The organism is Pseudomonas sp. SJZ079 (assembly GCF_007993865.1).
Classification (GTDB): Bacteria; Pseudomonadota; Gammaproteobacteria; order Pseudomonadales; family Pseudomonadaceae; genus Aquipseudomonas.
Genome location: NZ_VIUH01000004.1, coordinates 1 through 17,916, shown reverse-complemented (window position 1 = coordinate 17,916; position 17,916 = coordinate 1). Strand labels below are relative to the sequence as shown.

The 17,916-nt window shown below is 65.6% G+C and carries 18 protein-coding genes; 12 read left to right on the top strand and 6 right to left on the bottom strand.

The window, feature by feature from the left end; translation table 11 throughout:
* Positions 1 to 12: 12 nt before the first annotated feature.
* The 10 genes from doeA (at position 13) to FBY03_RS05545 (ending at position 10,816) form a co-directional block, all read left to right on the top strand.
* On the top strand, positions 13 to 1,200 hold the full coding sequence (gene doeA, locus FBY03_RS05590; protein WP_147171209.1) for an ectoine hydrolase DoeA: 1,188 nt from the start codon (positions 13 to 15) through the stop codon (positions 1,198 to 1,200).
* A gap of 16 nt (positions 1,201 to 1,216) precedes the next feature.
* Positions 1,217 to 2,275, top strand: coding sequence for a N(2)-acetyl-L-2,4-diaminobutanoate deacetylase DoeB (gene doeB, locus FBY03_RS05585; protein WP_147171208.1), 1,059 nt, complete (start codon positions 1,217 to 1,219; stop codon positions 2,273 to 2,275).
* A 54-nt stretch (positions 2,276 to 2,329) separates the two neighbouring features.
* The gene (gene dctP / locus FBY03_RS05580) at positions 2,330 to 3,364 is read left to right on the top strand and encodes a TRAP transporter substrate-binding protein DctP (RefSeq protein WP_147171207.1); all 1,035 of its coding nucleotides are present in this window, start codon (positions 2,330 to 2,332) and stop codon (positions 3,362 to 3,364) included.
* Between the two features lie 84 nt (positions 3,365 to 3,448).
* On the top strand, positions 3,449 to 3,925 hold the full coding sequence (locus FBY03_RS05575) for an Lrp/AsnC family transcriptional regulator (RefSeq protein ID WP_147171206.1): 477 nt from the start codon (positions 3,449 to 3,451) through the stop codon (positions 3,923 to 3,925).
* A gap of 199 nt (positions 3,926 to 4,124) precedes the next feature.
* Positions 4,125 to 5,597: an NAD-dependent succinate-semialdehyde dehydrogenase gene (locus tag FBY03_RS05570; protein ID WP_147171205.1), complete on the top strand. Its 1,473-nt coding sequence runs from the start codon at positions 4,125 to 4,127 to the stop codon at positions 5,595 to 5,597.
* Between the two features lie 109 nt (positions 5,598 to 5,706).
* Positions 5,707 to 7,113 carry an aspartate aminotransferase family protein gene (locus FBY03_RS05565; protein WP_147171204.1) on the top strand — a complete coding sequence of 469 codons (1,407 nt, stop codon included), beginning with the start codon at positions 5,707 to 5,709 and terminating at the stop codon, positions 7,111 to 7,113.
* Positions 7,114 to 7,181: 68 nt separating this feature from the next.
* On the top strand, positions 7,182 to 8,177 hold the full coding sequence (gene eutB / locus FBY03_RS05560; RefSeq protein WP_147171203.1) for a hydroxyectoine utilization dehydratase EutB: 996 nt from the start codon (positions 7,182 to 7,184) through the stop codon (positions 8,175 to 8,177).
* Entirely contained in the window at positions 8,164 to 9,108 is a 945-nt protein-coding gene (locus FBY03_RS05555; RefSeq protein ID WP_147171202.1) for a cyclodeaminase, read from the top strand. Before eutB ends, FBY03_RS05555 begins: the two co-directional genes overlap by 14 nt.
* Before the next feature lies 1 nt (position 9,109).
* Positions 9,110 to 9,898 carry an aspartate/glutamate racemase family protein gene (locus FBY03_RS05550; protein WP_147171201.1) on the top strand — a complete coding sequence of 263 codons (789 nt, stop codon included), beginning with the start codon at positions 9,110 to 9,112 and terminating at the stop codon, positions 9,896 to 9,898.
* Positions 9,899 to 9,946: 48 nt separating this feature from the next.
* On the top strand, positions 9,947 to 10,816 hold the full coding sequence (locus tag FBY03_RS05545; protein WP_178090571.1) for a DMT family transporter: 870 nt from the start codon (positions 9,947 to 9,949) through the stop codon (positions 10,814 to 10,816).
* A gap of 5 nt (positions 10,817 to 10,821) precedes the next feature.
* Here the strand turns inward: FBY03_RS05545 and FBY03_RS05540 are convergent, their stop codons facing one another.
* The 3 genes from FBY03_RS05540 to phoB form a co-directional block, all read right to left on the bottom strand.
* Positions 10,822 to 12,162 (bottom strand): hemolysin family protein, encoded by a 1,341-nt coding sequence (locus tag FBY03_RS05540; protein ID WP_147171200.1) that lies wholly within the window; start codon positions 12,160 to 12,162, stop codon positions 10,822 to 10,824.
* A gap of 80 nt (positions 12,163 to 12,242) precedes the next feature.
* A complete protein-coding gene (gene phoR / locus FBY03_RS05535) occupies positions 12,243 to 13,550 on the bottom strand; it encodes a phosphate regulon sensor histidine kinase PhoR (protein WP_147171199.1) in 1,308 nt (435 codons plus the stop codon).
* A 101-nt stretch (positions 13,551 to 13,651) separates the two neighbouring features.
* Positions 13,652 to 14,341 (bottom strand): phosphate regulon transcriptional regulator PhoB, encoded by a 690-nt coding sequence (gene phoB, locus FBY03_RS05530; protein WP_147171198.1) that lies wholly within the window; start codon positions 14,339 to 14,341, stop codon positions 13,652 to 13,654.
* Between the two features lie 276 nt (positions 14,342 to 14,617).
* On the opposite strand from phoB, the gene FBY03_RS05525 reads away from it, so the two are divergent.
* Positions 14,618 to 14,998 carry a hypothetical protein gene (locus tag FBY03_RS05525; protein WP_147171197.1) on the top strand — a complete coding sequence of 127 codons (381 nt, stop codon included), beginning with the start codon at positions 14,618 to 14,620 and terminating at the stop codon, positions 14,996 to 14,998.
* Positions 14,999 to 15,037: 39 nt separating this feature from the next.
* On the opposite strand, the gene ubiA is transcribed toward FBY03_RS05525, so the two are convergent.
* The 3 genes from ubiA to FBY03_RS05510 form a co-directional block, all read right to left on the bottom strand.
* Positions 15,038 to 15,928: a 4-hydroxybenzoate octaprenyltransferase gene (gene ubiA / locus FBY03_RS05520; protein WP_147171196.1), complete on the bottom strand. Its 891-nt coding sequence runs from the start codon at positions 15,926 to 15,928 to the stop codon at positions 15,038 to 15,040.
* Positions 15,929 to 16,074: 146 nt separating this feature from the next.
* Positions 16,075 to 16,629 (bottom strand): chorismate lyase, encoded by a 555-nt coding sequence (locus tag FBY03_RS05515; RefSeq protein WP_147171195.1) that lies wholly within the window; start codon positions 16,627 to 16,629, stop codon positions 16,075 to 16,077.
* 128 nt (positions 16,630 to 16,757) lie between these two features.
* A complete protein-coding gene (locus FBY03_RS05510) occupies positions 16,758 to 17,675 on the bottom strand; it encodes a LysR family transcriptional regulator (RefSeq protein ID WP_147171194.1) in 918 nt (305 codons plus the stop codon).
* Between the two features lie 116 nt (positions 17,676 to 17,791).
* Here FBY03_RS05510 and FBY03_RS05505 point away from each other — a divergent pair.
* Positions 17,792 to 17,916, top strand: a 125-nt coding sequence (locus FBY03_RS05505; RefSeq protein ID WP_371920758.1) for a thiamine pyrophosphate-binding protein, incomplete at its 3' end; no start/stop codon positions are given.

Here is a 17,916-nt window from a genome sequence, read left to right as displayed (position 1 = left end):
CGAGATGCTGTCATGAGTGAAATTGCGTTGAATTTCAGCCGTGCAGAGTACGCCCAGCGTCTGGCCAAGGTGCGCGCCGCCATGGCTGAGCGGGGGCTCGCCAGCCTGATCGTACATGATCCTTCGAACATGGCCTGGTTGACCGGCTATGACGGCTGGTCGTTCTACACCCCGCAATGTGTGGTGGTGGGCCAGAGCGGTAATCCGTTGTGGTACGGGCGTGGCATCGATGCCAACGGCGCGCGCCGCACCGTCTACCTGCCCGAGGAGGATATCGCCTCCTACAGCGACCGCTACGTGATGAACCCGCCGCACCATGCGCTCGACTACCTCTGTGAGGAAATCCTCCCGGGCCGCGGCTGGACCGCCGGGATGATCGGCGTGGAAATGGACAACTACTACTACAGCGCCACCGCGCATGAGGCGCTCAAGCGCGGCCTGCCCCAGGCCCAGCTGATCGACGCCACGGGCCTGGTCAACTGGTGCCGGGCGATCAAGTCACCGCAGGAAGTCGAGTACATGCGCGTCGCCGCGCGCATCGTCGAGAACATGCACCGCGCCATCGTCGAGATGATCGAACCGGGCCTGCCGAAGAACCTGCTGGTCGGCGAGATCTATCGAGTGGCCTGCGCCGGTCACGACGGCAAGTTCGGCGACTACCCGGCCATCGTACCGATGCTACCCTCGGGCAAGGACGCCTCGGCACCGCACCTGACCTGGGATGATCGGCCGTTCAAGAAGGGCGAAGGCACCTTCTTCGAGATCGCCGGCTGCCACAAGCGCTACCACTGCCCGCTGTCACGCACCGTCTACCTGGGCGAGCCCTCGGCGGCGTTCCGCAAGGCCGAAGAGGCGATCAACGCCGGCCTCGAAGCGGGTCTGGCGGTGGCCAAGCCGGGCAATACCTGCGGCGACATCGCCCGCGAACTGAACAGCAGCCTGCGCCGTTACGGCTATGACCGCGGTGACAACCGTTGTGGCTACCCGATCGGACTGAGTTATCCGCCGGATTGGGGCGAGCGCACCATGAGCCTGCGCGAGAGCGACATCACGCTGTTGCAGCCGGGCATGACCTTCCACTTCATGCCGGGCCTGTGGCTGGACGACTGGGGGCTGGAGACCACCGAAAGCATTCTGATCACCGACAGCGGCGCGGAAACCCTCTGCGACTACCCGCGCCAGTTGTTCGTCAAGGCCTGAGATGAGTATTGCAGCCATGAACATTGCACCCGAAGCGGAACTCCAGGCGAGCAGTCTCACGACCCTCACCGAGCTCCATGAAAGCACCATCAGCGTCACCCTCGATTTCGAGCGTGACGGCGTGCAGCACGGCTTCCTCAAGCTGCCGTACTCCCATGACCAGTCGGCCTGGGGCTGCATCATGATTCCCATCACGGTGGTGAAGCACGGCAGCGGCCCCACGGCGCTGCTCACCGGCGGCAACCACGGCGACGAGTATGAGGGCATCACCGCGCTGCTCAAGCTGGCCGGTGAGCTGCGTGCCGAGGACATCCAGGGCCGGGTGATCATAGTGCCGGCGATGAACTACCCGGCGGTGCAGAGCGGCAGCCGCACCTCGCCGATCGACAAGGGCAACATGAACCGCTCGTTCCCCGGCAATCCCCACGGGGCGATGACCGAGCGCATCGCCGACTACTTCCAGCGCTACCTGATTCCCTTGTGTGACTACGCTCTGGACATCCATTCCGGTGGCAAGACCCTGGATATCCTGCCCTTCGCCGCGGCCCACCGGCTGCCCGACCCCGCACAGGAGGCCAAGTGCATCGAAGGCGCCCGGCTGTTCGGCACCGCCGCCAGCATGATCCTCTTCGAGCTGGATGCGGCGTCGTTGTACGACACCGCCGTGGAAGCCCAGGGCAAGGTGTTCGTCACCACCGAGCTGCGCGGTGGCGGCACCAGCACGCCGCAGACCATGGCCCTGGCCGACCGCGGCGTGCGCAACTTCCTCAAGTTCGCCGGGATCATCGCAGGCGAGCCGGAGCTGGCGGACGAACCGGCGCTGCAGCTGGATATGCCCGACGCCAGCTGCTACGTGCAGAGCGTGCACCGCGGCATTCTCGAACTCACCCTCAGCCTGGGCGATCGGGTGCGCTGCGGCGATCTGGTGGCGCGGGTGCATGCCTTCGAGCGCACCGGCACCCCGGCGGTGGAATACCGCGCCGAGCGTGACGGCATGCTGGTGGCGCGGCGCTTCCCGGCGCTGGTGGACATAGGTGACACCCTGGCGGTGATCGCCGACATAGTCGAAGGCTGACGTCCGGCGGACGCAGTTGGTTTTCCAGTCAATAACAACAGCGGAGACTTCACCATGAGCAGATTCAGCACATTGAAGAAAGCAGCCCTGGTCGCAGCCATGGGCCTGACCCTGATCGGTCAGGCCAGCCTGGTGGCGGCGGAGGAATGGAAGTTCGCCCTCGAGGAAATCAGCGGCAGCGTGCAGGACGCCTACGCGCAGAAGTTCAAGCAGCTGGTGGAGCAGAAGAGCGGCGGCAAGATCAGCGTCACCGTCTACCCCTACGGTGCGCTCGGCGAGTCGGAGGATTTGACCGAGCTGGTGGCCAACGGCGTGCTGCAGTTCGCCCATGGCTCGACCGGCATTCTCGGTTCCACCGCGCCGTCGATGCAGGTGTTTTCGGTGCCCTACCTGTTGTCCCAGGACAACCAGGTCAACCTCAAGGTGCTGACCGAGAGCCCGACCATCTACGGCCCCATGGCCGACAAGCTGAAGACCCGCAACCTGCGCCTGCTGAGCATGTACCCGGAAGGCGAAATGGTCTGGACCACCAACAAGGTGGTGCGTAAGCCGGCCGATTTCGACAACGTGAAGATGCGCGTGATGGCCTCGCCGATGCTGGTGGAAACCTACAAATCCTTCGGTGCGGTGCCCACCCCGCTGCCTTACTCGGAGGTCTATGGCGCGCTGCAGCTGAAGATGATCGACGGTCAGGAGAACCCGATCTTCGCCATCGAAGAGATGAAGTTCTATGAAGTGACCGATGTGCTGACCTGGTCCGGCCATCAGCAGTTCACCGTCGCCGTGTTGTCCAGTGAGTCCTGGTACCAGGGGTTGCCGGCCGAGCAGCAGAAGATTATCGACGAGACCGTGACTGAGCTGGGCCCGTACATCTTCGACACCCAGGCGCAGTACAACAAGGAGCGTCTGGCGAAGATCCAGCAGCTCAAGCCGGGCATCGAACTGGTGCACCTGAACGAAGCAGAGCAAGCCGCCTTCCGCAAGGCCAGCCTGCCGATGCGCGACAAGCTGGTCGAACTGGCCGGGCCCGAAGCCGGTGCCACCCTGCAGGCGCTGGAGAAGGAAATCGCCGCGCTGGAACAGCAGTAAGCGGCGCTTCACTGGCCGGCGGGGTCATCTCGCCGGCTTCGTTACACCTGGCGCGCAGGTATCGCCCTGCGCCGGAGCGCTTCTATGCGTCTGGACAGTTACGACCTGAAGATTCTGCGCATCCTTCAGCACAACGGCCGCATCACCAAGTCCAGCCTGGCCGAAGCCATCAGCCTGTCGGTCAGCCCCTGCTGGGAGCGGGTCAAGCGTCTGGAGGAGGCCGGCATCATTCGCGGTTACGGCGCGCAGCTGAATCCCGAGATCCTCAGCAAACGCGCCGCGGTGCTGGTGGAGATCAGCCTCAAGCAGCACAACCGTGAAGCCTTCCAGCGCTTCGAGCGCGCCATGCAGGACTGCCCCGAAGTCACCGAGTGCTACGCCACCGGCGGCGGCATCGACTACCTCGTCAAGGTCATGGTCCGCGACATCGACCAGTACCAGCGGCTGATCGACCGCTGGCTGATGGCCGACCTGGGTATCGAACGCTACTTCACCTACATAGTCACCAAGACCATCAAGCACAGCGAGCCGCCGTTGCAAGTGGACGTCGAGTCGGCGTGACGGCTAGGTCGGGCGCAGGTTCGTGGTACCGCCGAAAAAACCGTCAATCGCCCTGCCGCAAAGCAAAAAAAGCGCAAGCAAGAGCCCGCTGAAGAGAAAAAATCGGCGCCCGATCACCCCTAGAGTGGAAGCCGTAAACACGCACCACGCCCTGCCTCGCGGATTGTCCGCGGTCGGGCCTGTAGAGGGGACGCAGTCCATGCACAAACTCGAAGATCCACGCCTGGTCCGCCAGTTGGCCTACGTCGACGGCAAATGGATAGCCGGCAGTGATGGCCGCGACGAGGCGGTTATCGACCCTGCGACCGAGGCAACCATCGGCCACTGCACCCAGCTCGATGAGGGCCAGGTTGGCACCGCTATCGATGCCGCCGCTGCCGCCTTACCGGCCTGGCGCGCACTGTCGCTGGAGGCGCGTGGCGCCATCCTCAACACGTGGCACGACCTGCTGCTGGCCAACAAGGAAGACCTGGCCCGGCTGATGACCCTGGAGCAGGGCAAGCCGCTGGACGAGGCCCGTGGCGAGATCGACTACGCCGCCTCCTTTATCCGCTGGTTTGCCGAAGAGGCGCGCCGCGCCTACGGCGAGACCATTCCCAGCCATATCCACAATGCCCAACTGGGCAGCGTGCGCGAGCCGATCGGCGTCGCCGCGCTGATCACGCCGTGGAATTTCCCCTGCGCGATGATTACCCGCAAGGCCGCCGCGGCCTTGGCCGCCGGTTGTACCGTGCTGGTCAAACCGGCCGGTGAGACGCCGTTCTCCGCCCTGGCCCTGGCCGAGCTGGCCGAGCGCGCCGGCTTCCCCGCCGGGGTGTTCAACGTCATCACCGGTGAGCCGCAGATGGTCTCCCAGGTGCTTTGCGCCAGCGACAAGGTCAAGGCGCTGTCCTTCACCGGCTCGACCCGGGTCGGCCGCCTGCTGCTGCAGCAGGCCGCGGCCACGGTGAAGAAGTGCTCGATGGAACTGGGCGGCAACGCGCCCTTTATCGTGCTGCCGGACATGGACGTGGAACAGGCCGCCCAGGCGGCGATCGACGCCAAGTTCCAGACCACCGGCCAGGACTGCCTGGCGGCCAACCGGATCTTCGTGCATCGCTCGCTGTATGAGCCCTTCCTTGACGCCTTTGCCCGGCGCATGGGCGAACTGACCGTGGGCAACGGCCTGATTCGCGGGGTCAACCAGGGCCCGCTGATCAACGCCAAGGCGGTGGCCAAGGCCCAGGAACTGGTGGACGACGCCGTGGCCAAGGGCGCGCGCCTGCTGGTCGGTGACCAGGAGCAGGCGCCGGGGCGCAACTTCTTCATGCCGACCCTGCTGGCCGATGTGACCGCGGACATGCGCGTCTACCGCGAGGAGAACTTCGCCCCGGTGGCCGGCGTGCTGGCCTGGGACGACCTGGAGCAGCTGATCGCCCAGGCCAACGACACCGAGTATGGCCTGGCCGCCTACGTCTACGGCTACGACATGCGCCAGGTGTGGCGCCTGCTGCGCGGCCTGGAGTTCGGCATGGTCAGCGTCAACTCGGTGAAGATGACCGGCCCGCCCGTGCCCTTCGGCGGCGTCAAGCAATCCGGCCTCGGCCGCGAGGGCTCGCGGCACGGCCTCGATGAGTACAGCCAGATCAAATATTACTGCCTGGGCAACCTGCCCAGCGCCAGCGGTAGCTGAAAACTACTGCGGGCTTCGTGCGCTATGCGCTGCCTAGCCTTCGCTCGCTAGGTTTTCTAACAAGGAAAACCTAGCTGGAACCGTTAACAAATAACCTGAGGGCATTGCCATGACCATCGACACCCAGAAGATCATCGAGATCGACCGCCAGAACGTCTTCCACGCCTCCACCCACCTCAAGCAGCACGCCCACGGCGAGAGCCCGGCACGGATCATCACTGGCGCTCAGGGCATCCGCATTCAGGATTCGCTGGGCAACGAGTTCATCGATGGTTTCGCCGGCCTGTACTGCGTGAACATCGGCTACGGCCGCACCGAGATGGCCGAGGCGATCTACGAGCAGGCCAAGCAGTTGGCCTACTACCACACCTATGTCGGCCACACGACCGAGGGCATGGCCAGCCTGTCCGAGCGCATCGTCAAGCTCGCCGGCCAGGGCATGAGCAAGGTCTACTACGGCATGTCCGGCTCGGACGCCAACGAGACCCAGCTCAAGCTGGTCTGGTACTACAACAACATCCTCGGCCGTAAGGAGAAGAAGAAGGTCATCTCCCGCGACCGTGGTTACCACGGTTCGAGCATCGCCTCCGGCTCCATGACCGGCCTGCCGGTGTTCCACGCCCACTTCGACCTGCCGCTGGAGCGCATCAAGCACACCGTTGCGCCGGTCTACTACCGCCGTCCCGACGACGCCATGAGCGAGCTGGAGTTCTCCCGCTACTGCGCGCAGAAGCTCGAGGAGATGATCCTCGCCGAAGGCCCGGATACGGTCGCGGCGATGATCGGCGAGCCGGTGCTCGGCACCGGCGGCATCGTGCCGCCACCGCAGGGCTACTGGGCGGAGATCCGCAAGGTGCTGGACAAGTACGACATCCTGCTGATCGCCGACGAAGTGGTCTGCGGTTTCGGGCGTCTGGGCGTGGACTTCGGCTCGCAGTACTACGAGATGAAGCCCGACCTGATCACCGTGGCCAAGGGCCTGACCTCGGCCTACCAGCCGCTGTCCGGGGTGATCGTCGGTGAGCGCGTGTGGCAAGTGCTGGAGCAGGGCACCGACACCTACGGCGCCATCGGCCACGGTTACACCTATTCCGGCCACCCGATGGGCATCGCCTCGGCCATCGCCAACCTGAACATCATCGAGCGCGAGAACCTCACCGGCAACGCGCGCGACACCGGCGCCTACCTGCAGCAACGCATGCAGGAAAGCTTCGGCCAGCATCCGCTGGTCGGCGAGGCTCGCGGCATCGGCCTGCTGGCGGCCCTGGAGTTCTCCAGCGATCGCAGCAAGCGCCAGCACTTCGACCCCAACCTCAAGGTCGGCGCGCAGATCTCCGCGGCCTGCCTGGAAGAAGGGTTGATCGCCCGCGCCATGCCGCACGGCGACATCCTCGGCTTCGCCCCGCCGCTGGTGGTCAGCCGTGGCGAGGTCGACGACATCGTCGGCCGCGCCGAGCGGGCGGTGAACAAGGTCACCGACAAGCTGATCAGCAGCGGCGCCTGGCAGGCCAAGTAACCGGCCAGGTCAACGCGGGGGCATCGAGACGGTGGCCCCCGCTTGCGTTCACAGGTTGGATTTTGCACATGAACGAACAACTGACCCTGCAAGACATCTACCGGGCGCGCCAGCGCATCGCCGGCCTGGCCCTGCGCACCCCGCTGGTGCGTTCCGAATCACTGTCGCGGCGCTGGAACTGCGAGGCCTGGCTGAAGCTGGACTGTCTGCAACCCACCGGCGCCTTCAAGCTGCGCGGCGCGGTCAACGCGCTGCTCGGCCTGGATGCCGCGCAGCGACAGCGCGGCGTGGTGACCATGTCCACCGGCAACTTCGGCCGCGCCCTGGCCTATGCCGGCCAGCACCTGGGCATTCCGGTCAGGGTGTGCATCTCGCGCCTGGTGCCGGAGAACAAGGTCGAGGCCCTGCGCCAGAGCGGCGCCGAGCTGGTGATCCACGGCGAAGCCCAGGACGAGGCCGATGTCGAGGCGCGCCGCCTGCGCGACGAACAGGGCCTGGCCTATGTCTCGCCGTTCGACGACCCGCTGGTGATCGCCGGGCAGGGCACCTGCGGCCTGGAGATCATGGAGGAGCAGCCGGACATCGACCTGCTGTTCGCCGGTCTGTCCGGTGGCGGCCTGATCGCCGGCATCGGTCTGGCGGTCAAGAGCATCAATCCGCGGGCCGAGGTGATCGGCGTGAGCATGAACCAGGGCGCGGCGATGCTCGAGAGCCTGGCCGCCGGCCATCCGCTGCAGGTGCCCGAGGTGGCATCACTGGCCGACAGCCTGGGCGGCGGCATTGGCCTGGATAACGCCTGGAGCTTCGCCATGACCCAGCGCTACATGGACCGCGGCTACAAGGTCGACGAGGCGCAGATCGCCCGCGCCATGCTGCATTTCCTGCGCGAAGAAAAACTCCTGGTCGAGGGCGCCGCCGCGGTCGGTGTGGCCGCCGTCGAGCAGCACCAATTGGACCTGAGCGGACGCCGCGTGGCGTTCGTGGTCAGCGGCCAGAACCTGTCCACCGCCACCTTTTCCGAGGCCTGCCGCCTGGCCGGAGAGCGTCCCTATGAACATCTATAACCGCCAGCAGATCGCCGAGCGGGTCAAGCTCGACCCGGCCGCCCTGGAGGCCGTGGAGGCTGGTTTCGCCGCCCTTGGCCGCGACGAGGTGGCGATGCCGCCGATCCTCAGCATGAACATCGCCGAGAGCAACGGCGAGGTCGACGTGAAGACCGCGCACATCCAAGGCTGGCCGCGTTTCGCGGTGAAGATCAGCCCCGGCTTCTTCGACAACCCCAAGCTCGGCCTGCCCAGCCTCAACGGTCTGATGCTGCTGTTTTCGGCCAAGACCGGGCTGGTCGAGGCGGTGCTGTTCGACGAGGGCTACCTGACCGACATCCGCACCGCCCTGGCCGGCGCCATCGCCGCCAAGCACCTGGCCCGCGAGGACGCCCAGCGCGTCGCGGTGATCGGCGCCGGCCTGCAGGCCGAATTGCAGGTCGCGGCCTTGCGCCTGGTGCGCGATATCCGTGAGGTGCATGTGTACGCCCGCGACCGCGCCAAGGCCGAGGCCTATGCCGCGCTCATGCAGGAACGTCATGGCCTGACGGTGACGGTGCACGACAGCGCCGCCGCGGCCTGCGCCGAGGCCGACATCGTGGTCACCACCACCCCGGCGCGCGAGCCGGTGCTGCGCTGGAGCGACCTGCCCAAGGGAGTGCACGTCACCGCCATGGGCTCGGACAACCCGCACAAGAACGAACTGGAGGCGACCATCCTGGCCAGTGCCGATGTCGTGGTAGTCGATCGCCTCAGCCAGTCCCGCGCCCTCGGCGAGCTGCATCACGCTCCGGCGCTGCAGCGCGAGGTGTTCGAGCTGGGCAGCCTGATCGCCGAGGGCCGCCAGGTCCGCCGCGGCGCCGAGCAGATCACGGTGTGCGACCTGACCGGCACCGGGGTGCAGGACACCGCCATCGCCAACTACGCCGCGCGCCTGCTTGAGGAGGCCTGAGATGGAGCTGTCCTTCGCCGGCTTTCTGGACCTGCAACGCATCTTCGCGCATCAACGCACGACGGATGACGGTCATGTGCGCATCGGCCTGGTGCAACTGGCCAGCGACTTCACCCTGGAAAACGAATGGCGCCAGCTGCTCGGCGAGCGGGTCGAGCTGTACAGCACGCGCACGCCCTGCAGTCCGACGGTCACTCCGCAGGGGCTGCGCAACATGGCCCAGGGCCTGACTCAGTCCAGCGCCCTGCTGGTGCCGGGGCTGCCCCTGGACGTGCTGGCGTTCGGTTGCACCTCGGGCAGCATGCTGATCGGCGAACAGGAGGTGAGTCGCTTGATCAACCGGGCCCACCCCGGCGTGCCGGTGACCAACCCCTGGAGTGCGGTCAAGGCGGCTCTGCGCGGCCTGGGCGCGCGGCGCATCGCCGTGCTCACGCCGTACATCGGCGAGGTCAATTACCCGATCTACCAGGGGTTGCGCCAGGCTGGCCTGGAGGTCGCCGCCTTCGGCACCTTCGGCGTGCTGGAAGATGCCGAGATCCCGCGGATTCCCGAGGCGGCCATCGAGCAGGCGGCGCGCGAGTTGCTGATCGGCCAGCGGGTCGACGCGTTGTTCCTCTCCTGCACCAACCTGCGCACCCTGGGCATGCTCGCTGAGCTGGAGCGCAGTCTGGGGTTGCCGGTGATCTCCAGCAACCAGGCGCTGTTCTGGCATGCCCTGCAACTGGCCGGCTGCGTGCACCGCCCGCAGGGTTTCGGTACCTTGCTGACCGACAGCTACGCGTTGGTTTGAAGGGCGCACGCACGCGCCCGGTCTGCGTGCTGGAGCGGGGAGTCTGAGGTGCAGGACCGACAGAAAGGCTTGTTGTTGACCGCGCTAGGGGTGCTGGTGTTGTCGCCGGATGCCCTGGTGCTGCGCTGGCTGGCCGCCGATGCCATGCAGGTGCTGGCCTGGCGCGGGCTGCTGATGGCCGTCGGGCTGAGCCTGCTGCTGACCTGGCGTTACCGCGGCGGACTGCCCGCCGCGCTGCGCCGCTGTGGTTGGACCGGCCTCGGCTGTGCCCTGTGCTACTGCGTCAGCACCATTGGCTTCGTCCAGGCGATCAGCCTCGCTGGGGCGGCCAACACCCTGCTGATCCTCAGCATCGCCCCGCTGCTCGCCGCGGCCCTGGCCTGGCTGGCCCTCGGTGAGCGCCTGGCGCTGCGTACCCTGCTGGCGATCCTGGTGTGCGTCGCCGGGGTGGGGCTGATCGTCGCTGACCGCACGCCGGGCAACAGCCTGCCGGGTAATGCCTGGGCGCTGGCGGCCGCGACCTTCCTGGCGGGCAACTTCACCCTGGCGCGCAGTCGGCCGGCGGTGGACATGAGCCCGGCGTTGTTCCCCGGAGCCCTGCTGGTGTCGCTGCTCGGGTTCGCGTTTGGCGGCAGCCCGCAGCTCGCGCCGCTGCAGTGGGCGGGATTGGCGCTGATGGCCGGGATTCTGCTGCCCCTGGCCTTCACGCTGATTCAACTCGGGCCGCGCTGGATCAGCGGTACCGAGGTGGGGTTGTTGCTGTTGCTGGAGGTGGTGCTGGGGCCGCTATGGGTCTGGTGGCTGCTCGGCGAGGTGCCGAGCAGCCAGGTGCTGCTGGGCGGCGCGCTGATCTTCGTCACCCTGTGCGTGCACAGCCTGCTGGGCTGGCGGCGCGGCCCACTGCCCCTGACGGGTTGAGCGGCTCAGTCGAGCTTGACCACCTTGGCCAGGAGGATTTTCGGTCCCTTCATCTTCTTGACCACGATGCGCAGGCCTTCGACGTCCAGCACTTCCTCCTCTTCCGGCACCCGCTTGAGCGTCTCATAGACCAACCCGGCGAGGGTCTCCGCCTCGATATGGTCGAGGTTGACCCCGAGCAGGCGCTCGACCTTGAACAGCGGGGTGTCGCCGCGCACCAGCAGCTTGCCCGGCTGGTAGGCGAGGATGCCGCGATCGGCCTTGCGGTGTTCGTCCTGAATATCGCCGACCAGGGCTTCCAGCACGTCTTCCATGGTCAGATAGCCGATCACCTTGCCGTCGGCTTCCTCGACCAGGGCGAAATGTGCGCCGCCCTGGCGAAACTGCTCGAGCAGGCTGGACAGCAGCATGTGCCGGCTGACGCGATCCAGCGGGTGCATCAGTTCGCCGATCTTCAGCGCCGAGGGCAGCATTTCCAGCAGGGACAGCTGCAGCAGCAGGTCCTTGATGTGCAGCACGCCGACAAACTCCTCGGCCTCGGCGTCGTAGACCGGGTAGCGGCTGTATTTATGCCGGCGGAACAGGCTGAACACTTCGTCCAGTGGTGCGTGCAGTTCCAGGTAGATCAGGTCTTCGCGGGAGTTGGCCCAGTCGGCCACCTCCAGCTCGCCCAGTTCCACGGCGGAGGCCAGCACGCGCATGTCCTGATCGCTGGGATCGCGGGCGCGGCTGGAGTGGAGGATCAGCTTGAGCTCGTCGCGGCTGTAATGATGCTCATGATGCGGCCCCGGTTCGCCCTGGCCGGCGATGCGCAGGATGCCGTTGGCACTGGCGTTGAGCAGGAAGATCGCCGGGTACATGATCCAGTAGAACAGGTACAGCGGTGCGGCCGTCCACAGCGACAGCAGCTCGGGCTGGCGGATCGCCCAGGACTTGGGGGCCAGCTCGCCGATCACGATGTGCAGGTAGGAGATGATGAAGAAGGCGCTGAAGAAGGCGATGGCGCTGACCAGCTTCGGCGAGTCGATACCCAGGGCGCCGAGCATCGGTTCGAGCAGGCTGGCAAAGGCCGGCTCGCCAATCCAGCCGAGGCCCAGCGAGGCCAGGGTGATGCCCAGCTGGCAGGCCGACAGGTAGGCATCCAGCTGGTTGTGCACGGTGCGCAGGATCTGTCCGCGCCAGCCATGCTGGCTGGCAATGGTTTCGACCCTGGTGGCACGCAGCTTGACCATGGCGAATTCGGCGGCGACGAAAAAGGCGTTGAGCAGCACCAGGGCGAAAGCGAATAGCAGGAGGCCGAATTCGGCTAAATAGGCGGCGACGGAGAAGCTCGGGGAGGGGTCCATAGAGGGTTCGGTTGACCAATGACCGCTAGAGGGTGAGGGCTGCCGTGCGGCTTTGCAAGCGTGGGCGTCTGCCGCGCCGACTACTTGCCGCGGCGGACCACCTGGGTGCCCGGGAAATGGCAGGTGAAGGTGCTGCCTTGGCCCACGCGGCTGTCGATGTCCAGGTGCGCGCGGTGGCGCAGCAGCACGTGCTTGACGATGGCCAGGCCAAGGCCGGTGCCGCCTGTGTTGCTGGCGCGACTGGAATCGACCCGGTAGAAACGCTCGGTCAGGCGCGGCAGGTGTTTGGCCTCGATGCCCAAGCCGTTGTCCTGCACCGCGAGGCAGGCGCCGTGTTCATCTCCCGACCAGCGGATATGGATCTGGCCTTCGTTGGGGGTGTATTTCACCGCGTTGAACACCAGGTTGGAGAAGGCGCTGCGCAGTTCGCTCTCGCTGCCCTTGAGCTTGAGGTGGGGGTCGGCTTCCAGGCTGATACGGTGCTGGCGTTCGCCCGAGAGGGCTTGGGCGTCGTTCTTGATCGACAGCAACAACAGGTCGATCGCCACTGGCTGGTTGTCCGAGGGGTAGTCGGTGGCTTCCAGCTTGGCCAGCAGGAGCAGGTCATTCAGCAGGTTCTGCATGCGCCCGCCTTGTTGCTGCATCTGTTGCAGGGCGCGCAGCCAGCGCGGGTTCACCGCCTCGACATTATCCAGCAGGGTCTCCAGGTAACCGGAGATCACCGTCAGCGGCGTGCGCAGCTCGTGGGAGACGTTGGCGACGAAGTCCTTGCGCATCTGTTCCAGCTGGTGCAGGCGGGTGACGTCGCGCACCAGCACCAGGTGTTCCTGGTTGCCGTACTGGGTGATATGAAATTGCAGGCGCCGGTTGTCGCTCAGCGGCGAGGGCAGCTCCAGCGGTTCCAGGTAGTTGTTGCGCTCGAAGTATTCCTTGAAGCGCGGGTGGCGCACCAGGTTGCCGATCGGCTGGCCGCTGTCCTGTAGGGTTTTCAAGCCGAGCAGGGTTTCTGCTGCGGGGTTCCACCACTCCAGGTTGCCGTCGCTGTCGAGCATGATCACCGCGTCTTTCAGCGCGGAAGTGGACTCCTGGGCACGGTCGATCACCGCCTGCAGGCGCGCCCGCGCGCGTTGCTCATTACGCTGCTGGTGATAGATGCTGTCGAACACTTCGCCCCACAGGCCGGCGCTGTCGGGTGGCGGCTCGTCAGGCTGGTGGTGTTTCAGCCAGGTGTGCAGGCGCAGCAGTTGGCGCAGGGTCCAGACGAGATAGGCACCCAAGCCGAGCACCAGCGCCCAGGCGTATTGGCCGCTGATCGCGCCGAACAGCAGGCAGACGCCGACTAACAACAGCAGGCGGCGTATCAGGGCGCCACGCCAGTCTTGATTCACTTAGAGCTCATCCGCCAATCGATCCATTGTGCCGCCAGGTCCAGGTCCGGTCGGCAATCCTAACCCGCGCCGCTCGGCACGGACATACTGCGAGCGTATGCCTAGCTTTTGGTGGAGAAACGATAACCGGTGCCGCGTACGGTCTGCACCAGGTTCTCGTAGACCTCGCCCAGCGCCTTGCGCAGGCGGCGGATATGCACGTCGACCGTGCGCTCCTCGACGTAGACGTTGCCGCCCCAGACCTGGTCGAGCAACTGACCGCGGGTGTAGGCCCGTTCCTGGTGGGTCATGAAGAATTGCAGCAGGCGGTATTCGGTCGGGCCCATCTCGGCGGGTTTGCCGTCGATGGTCACGCGGTGGCTGACCGGGTCGAGCAGCAGGCCATTGACCTCGATCGGCCCCTCGTTGTCGCTGGGACCGGCGCGGCGCAGCACGGCTTTGAGTCGGGCCACCAGCTCGCGCGGCGAGAACGGCTTGGTGATGTAATCGTCGGCGCCGACTTCCAGGCCCTGGATCTTGTTGTCTTCCTCGCCCTTGGCGGTGAGCATGATGATCGGTATGTCCCCGGTCAGCTCGTCACGCTTGAGGCGCCGCGCCAGCTCGATGCCGGAGGTGCCGGGGAGCATCCAGTCGAGCAGGATCAAATCGGGTTTGCGGTCGACGATGATGGCATGGGCCTGCTGGGTGTTCTCCGCTTCCAGGCACTCGTAGCCGGCCATTTCCAGGGCCACCGCGATCATTTCGCGGATCGGTGCTTCGTCGTCGACGATCAGGATGTTCTTGCCAACCATGGGTCCTGCCTCGGTTTGTTCAGCTGTCTTGTGGCGCATTAGATAACGGAATTATTGCAGGGATATGACACCTCGATGTTAGCGGCTGCGTCAGCGCGTGCCTGGTCTATGCTCAAAGGTGCGCCCGGCCAGTCGATCGGGCGCGTGGAGCCTGGCGCAAAAGAGCCCTGTCAGATGCAGGCTTTTCAGGGTTCTGCCCGCTCGTCCGTCGAGGTTGTCCGGCACCGATTTTAGCCTGTCGCCAAGCTAACCTGGTTAGACCCAAGGAGACATCAGATGATCAGACTCAATCCAGCCCCACTGGCCCTGCTCGGCGGCGCATTGCTGGCGTTATCGGGCTTGGCCTACGCGGACGAACCGGCGATGGTCGAGAACGGCATGCTGGTCGACAGCAAGGGCATGACGCTCTACACCTACGATTCGGACGGCATGGATAAATCCAACTGCTACGGCCCGTGCGCGGAGAACTGGCCACCCTTGGCCGCCGAGGCCGGCGCCATGGGCGAAGATGACTGGACGGTGGTCAAGCGCGACGATGGCACCCTGCAGTGGGCCTATTACGGCAAGCCCTTGTACACCTTCATCAAGGACATGAAGGCCGGTGATATGACCGGCGACGGTAAGGGGGGCGTCTGGCACGTGGCCAAGCCGGAATGACCCCCGCTGTCCACGCAGCGCCCGAGCGCTGCGTGGACCTCAGCGCAGGGCGTAGTCGGCGACCAGGCCGATAAAGATCGCCAGCCCGGCCCAGTGGTTATGCAGGAACGCCTGGAAACAGGCCAGCGCCTCACGGCTGCGCGTGCTCCAGTATTGCCAGGCGAAACAGCCGGCCGCCAGCAGCAGGCCGAGGTGAAAATACAGGCCCAGCTCGAAGCGCGCGCCGGCCAAGAGCAGGCACAGCAGTGCCAGGCCCTGGAGCGTGGCGATGATCAGTCGATCGGCTTCGCCGAACAGAATGGCGGTGGACTTCAGCCCGATCTTCAGGTCGTCCTCGCGGTCGGCCATGGCGTAATAGGTGTCGTAGGCCACCGTCCACAGCAGATTGGCGATGAACAGCAGCCAGGCTTCCGCCGGCAGGCTACCGGTCTCGGCGGTGAAGGCCATCGGTATGCCCCAGGAAAACGCCGCACCGAGCACCACCTGCGGGTAGAAGGTGTAGCGCTTCATCAAGGGGTAGCAGGCGGCCAGGGCCACGCCGCCGAACGACAACCAGACGGTCGTGGCATTGGTCAGCAGCACCAGCATGAAGCTCAGGCCGACCAGCAGAGCGAACAGCAGCAGCGCCTCGCGCGGCTTGACCTTGCCGCTGGCCAAAGGGCGCGCCTGGGTGCGGCTGACGTGGCCGTCGAAGTTGCGGTCGGCATAGTCGTTGATCACGCAGCCGGCGGCGCGCATGAGGATCACCCCGACTACGAAAATGCACAGGTTCTTCGCGCTCGGCACACCGCCTGCCGCCACCCACAGCGCCCACAGCGTCGGCCACAGCAACAGGTAGATGCCGATGGGTTTGTCCAGGCGCATCAGTTGAATGAAGTCCCAGGCGCGAGGGTGCAGGCGATTCAGCGAGTGCAGCAGGCGGGTATACATCGAGCGCGTCTCCGTGCGAGTTGCGCGGATTATACGGGTGCTGGGCGCGTAGGGTGGATGACGCTGTGTTCATCCACCGCTACTGGCTCGAAGGTGAGAGTCGGGGGTGAGCGATGAGTCGGTGGAAAACGTCGCGGTTTTCCGCCCTACGCTTCGATCCCCGCCGCCAGCCAGAACGCCGGCAGAAACACCTCGGCCACCAGCACCGCCAGGGCGCCGCGACTGAAGCAGGAGCGCCGCGCCCACAGGCGTTCGGTGCGGACTTCTGGCGGCAGCCAGGCGGTCGGGTAGCGGCAGGCCTGCAAGGGGCCGCGCTCGAAGGCGCGGTCGCTGAACAGCAGCTCGCCGAGGGAGCGGCTGCCGAGCTGGTCGAGACCCATGCCGGAACCCTCCAGGGCGCTGCGCGCCGCCACGCTGCGGGCGAATACCCAGGGTTGGCCATGGCCGCGCAGGTACACCTCGCGCACCCAGCCCTGACTGCCGTTCGCCACGCCGAGGGCGGCACATTCGTCGTTGCGCAGGCGCTGCCAGCCCTCGCTCAGGGGGCTGACGCTGAAGTGCTCGGCAGACAGCTCGATCAGCCGCTGGGTCAGCGAGTCCTGGTTGACGAACAGCCAGCTGTACACCCCCGCCGCCGGGGTCGGTTGCAGTTGGCCGGCGGTCAGCCAGCGAGGTGGATGGGCGATGGAGGCGTGGGGCACGGTAGAGGGTCAGCACAAATCGGAAGCGCGCGAGTGTAACAAATGCATTGCGCTCATCCAGCTCAATTCGGCAGCCTCGGTGTTGCTGCCCTCATCGAGCTTACCGCTATTTACGCGGCAAGCATCGGTCACAACGGATGGGGCTGTTCCCAGTAGCCGGGTGCGCTGTACAGCGACTTCAGGTAATCGATGAACACGCGCACCTTGACCGGTAGATAGCGCTGCTGTGGATAGACGGCCTGGATGTCATAGGCGGGCACGGCGAACTCGTCGAGCACCGTCAGCAGCTGACCGCGCTTGAGTTCGGCCTGGATTTCCCAGGTCGAGCGCCAGCCGATGCCCAAGCCTTGCTTCACCCAGTTGTAGAGCAGTTCGCCATCGTTGCAGTCGAGGTTGCCGGACACCTTGACCGCTACCTGCTTGCCGTCGCGCAGGAAGGTCCAGCCGCGTTGCTGGCCACCCTGCAGGTTGAACGCCAGGCAGTTGTGCTGGGCCAGATCCTCGAGTGTCTGCGGTACCGGGTGGCGCTGGAAATACCCCGGTGACCCACAGACCACCCGCCGATTGGGGAACAACTTGATGGCTACGTAGTTGGGGTCGGTCACCTCGCCGATACGAATGCCCATGTCGTAGCCCTGGCGTACCAGGTCGACCACGCTGTCGGTCAGGTTGAACGACAGGTTCAGGTCCGGATAGCGTGCCTGGAAGGCCGGCGCATGGGGTGCGATATGCCGCCGGCCGAATGCCGCCGGCGCCGACACCACCAGGTGTCCGCGCACCGAATGCGCACCACGGGTGATGCTCGCGTCGGCCTCTTCAAAGTCGCGCAGTAAACCGCGGGCGCGCTCCAGGTACTGCTCGCCCAGGTCGGTCAAGGACAGGCCGCGGGTCGAGCGATGCATCAGCTTGACCCCTAGCTGCCGTTCGAGCGCGTCGAGGCGGCGGCCCATCACCACCGGGGTCACGCCTTCGACCAGGGAGGCGGCGGCAAAGCTGCCGTGATCGGCCACCAGAACGAAACTGTGCAAGGCGGTGTAACGGTCCATTCGATACTCCTGATACCGACAGAACTAAAGAATGCAGCAATTCACCTCGGATAGTCATTAGTCGCATGCTTGAAGCATGTAGAAAAAATATCGACCAAAGTCTGGAGGTCTGACTTATGACGCGTATGAGAGCAATCGAAGCTGCAGTACTGGTGATGCGCCGCGAAGGCGTTGACACGGCGTTCGGCATTCCCGGCGCGGCGATCAACCCGCTGTACGCCGCCCTGCAGAAAGTCGGTGG

Coding starts and splice junctions, on each gene's coding strand:
- FBY03_RS05525 (WP_147171197.1), top strand. CDS start 14,618: ATGATCAGACTCAATCCAGCCCCACTGGCCCTGCTCGGCGGCGCATTG.
- FBY03_RS05565 (WP_147171204.1), top strand. CDS start 5,707: ATGACCATCGACACCCAGAAGATCATCGAGATCGACCGCCAGAACGTC.
- phoB (WP_147171198.1), bottom strand. CDS start 14,341: ATGGTTGGCAAGAACATCCTGATCGTCGACGACGAAGCACCGATCCGC.
- eutB (WP_147171203.1), top strand. CDS start 7,182: ATGAACGAACAACTGACCCTGCAAGACATCTACCGGGCGCGCCAGCGC.
- FBY03_RS05510 (WP_147171194.1), bottom strand. CDS start 17,675: ATGGACCGTTACACCGCCTTGCACAGTTTCGTTCTGGTGGCCGATCAC.
- doeA (WP_147171209.1), top strand. CDS start 13: ATGAGTGAAATTGCGTTGAATTTCAGCCGTGCAGAGTACGCCCAGCGT.
- FBY03_RS05570 (WP_147171205.1), top strand. CDS start 4,125: ATGCACAAACTCGAAGATCCACGCCTGGTCCGCCAGTTGGCCTACGTC.
- FBY03_RS05540 (WP_147171200.1), bottom strand. CDS start 12,162: ATGGACCCCTCCCCGAGCTTCTCCGTCGCCGCCTATTTAGCCGAATTC.
- ubiA (WP_147171196.1), bottom strand. CDS start 15,928: ATGTATACCCGCCTGCTGCACTCGCTGAATCGCCTGCACCCTCGCGCC.
- FBY03_RS05575 (WP_147171206.1), top strand. CDS start 3,449: ATGCGTCTGGACAGTTACGACCTGAAGATTCTGCGCATCCTTCAGCAC.
- FBY03_RS05550 (WP_147171201.1), top strand. CDS start 9,110: ATGGAGCTGTCCTTCGCCGGCTTTCTGGACCTGCAACGCATCTTCGCG.
- dctP (WP_147171207.1), top strand. CDS start 2,330: ATGAGCAGATTCAGCACATTGAAGAAAGCAGCCCTGGTCGCAGCCATG.
- FBY03_RS05555 (WP_147171202.1), top strand. CDS start 8,164: ATGAACATCTATAACCGCCAGCAGATCGCCGAGCGGGTCAAGCTCGAC.
- doeB (WP_147171208.1), top strand. CDS start 1,217: ATGAACATTGCACCCGAAGCGGAACTCCAGGCGAGCAGTCTCACGACC.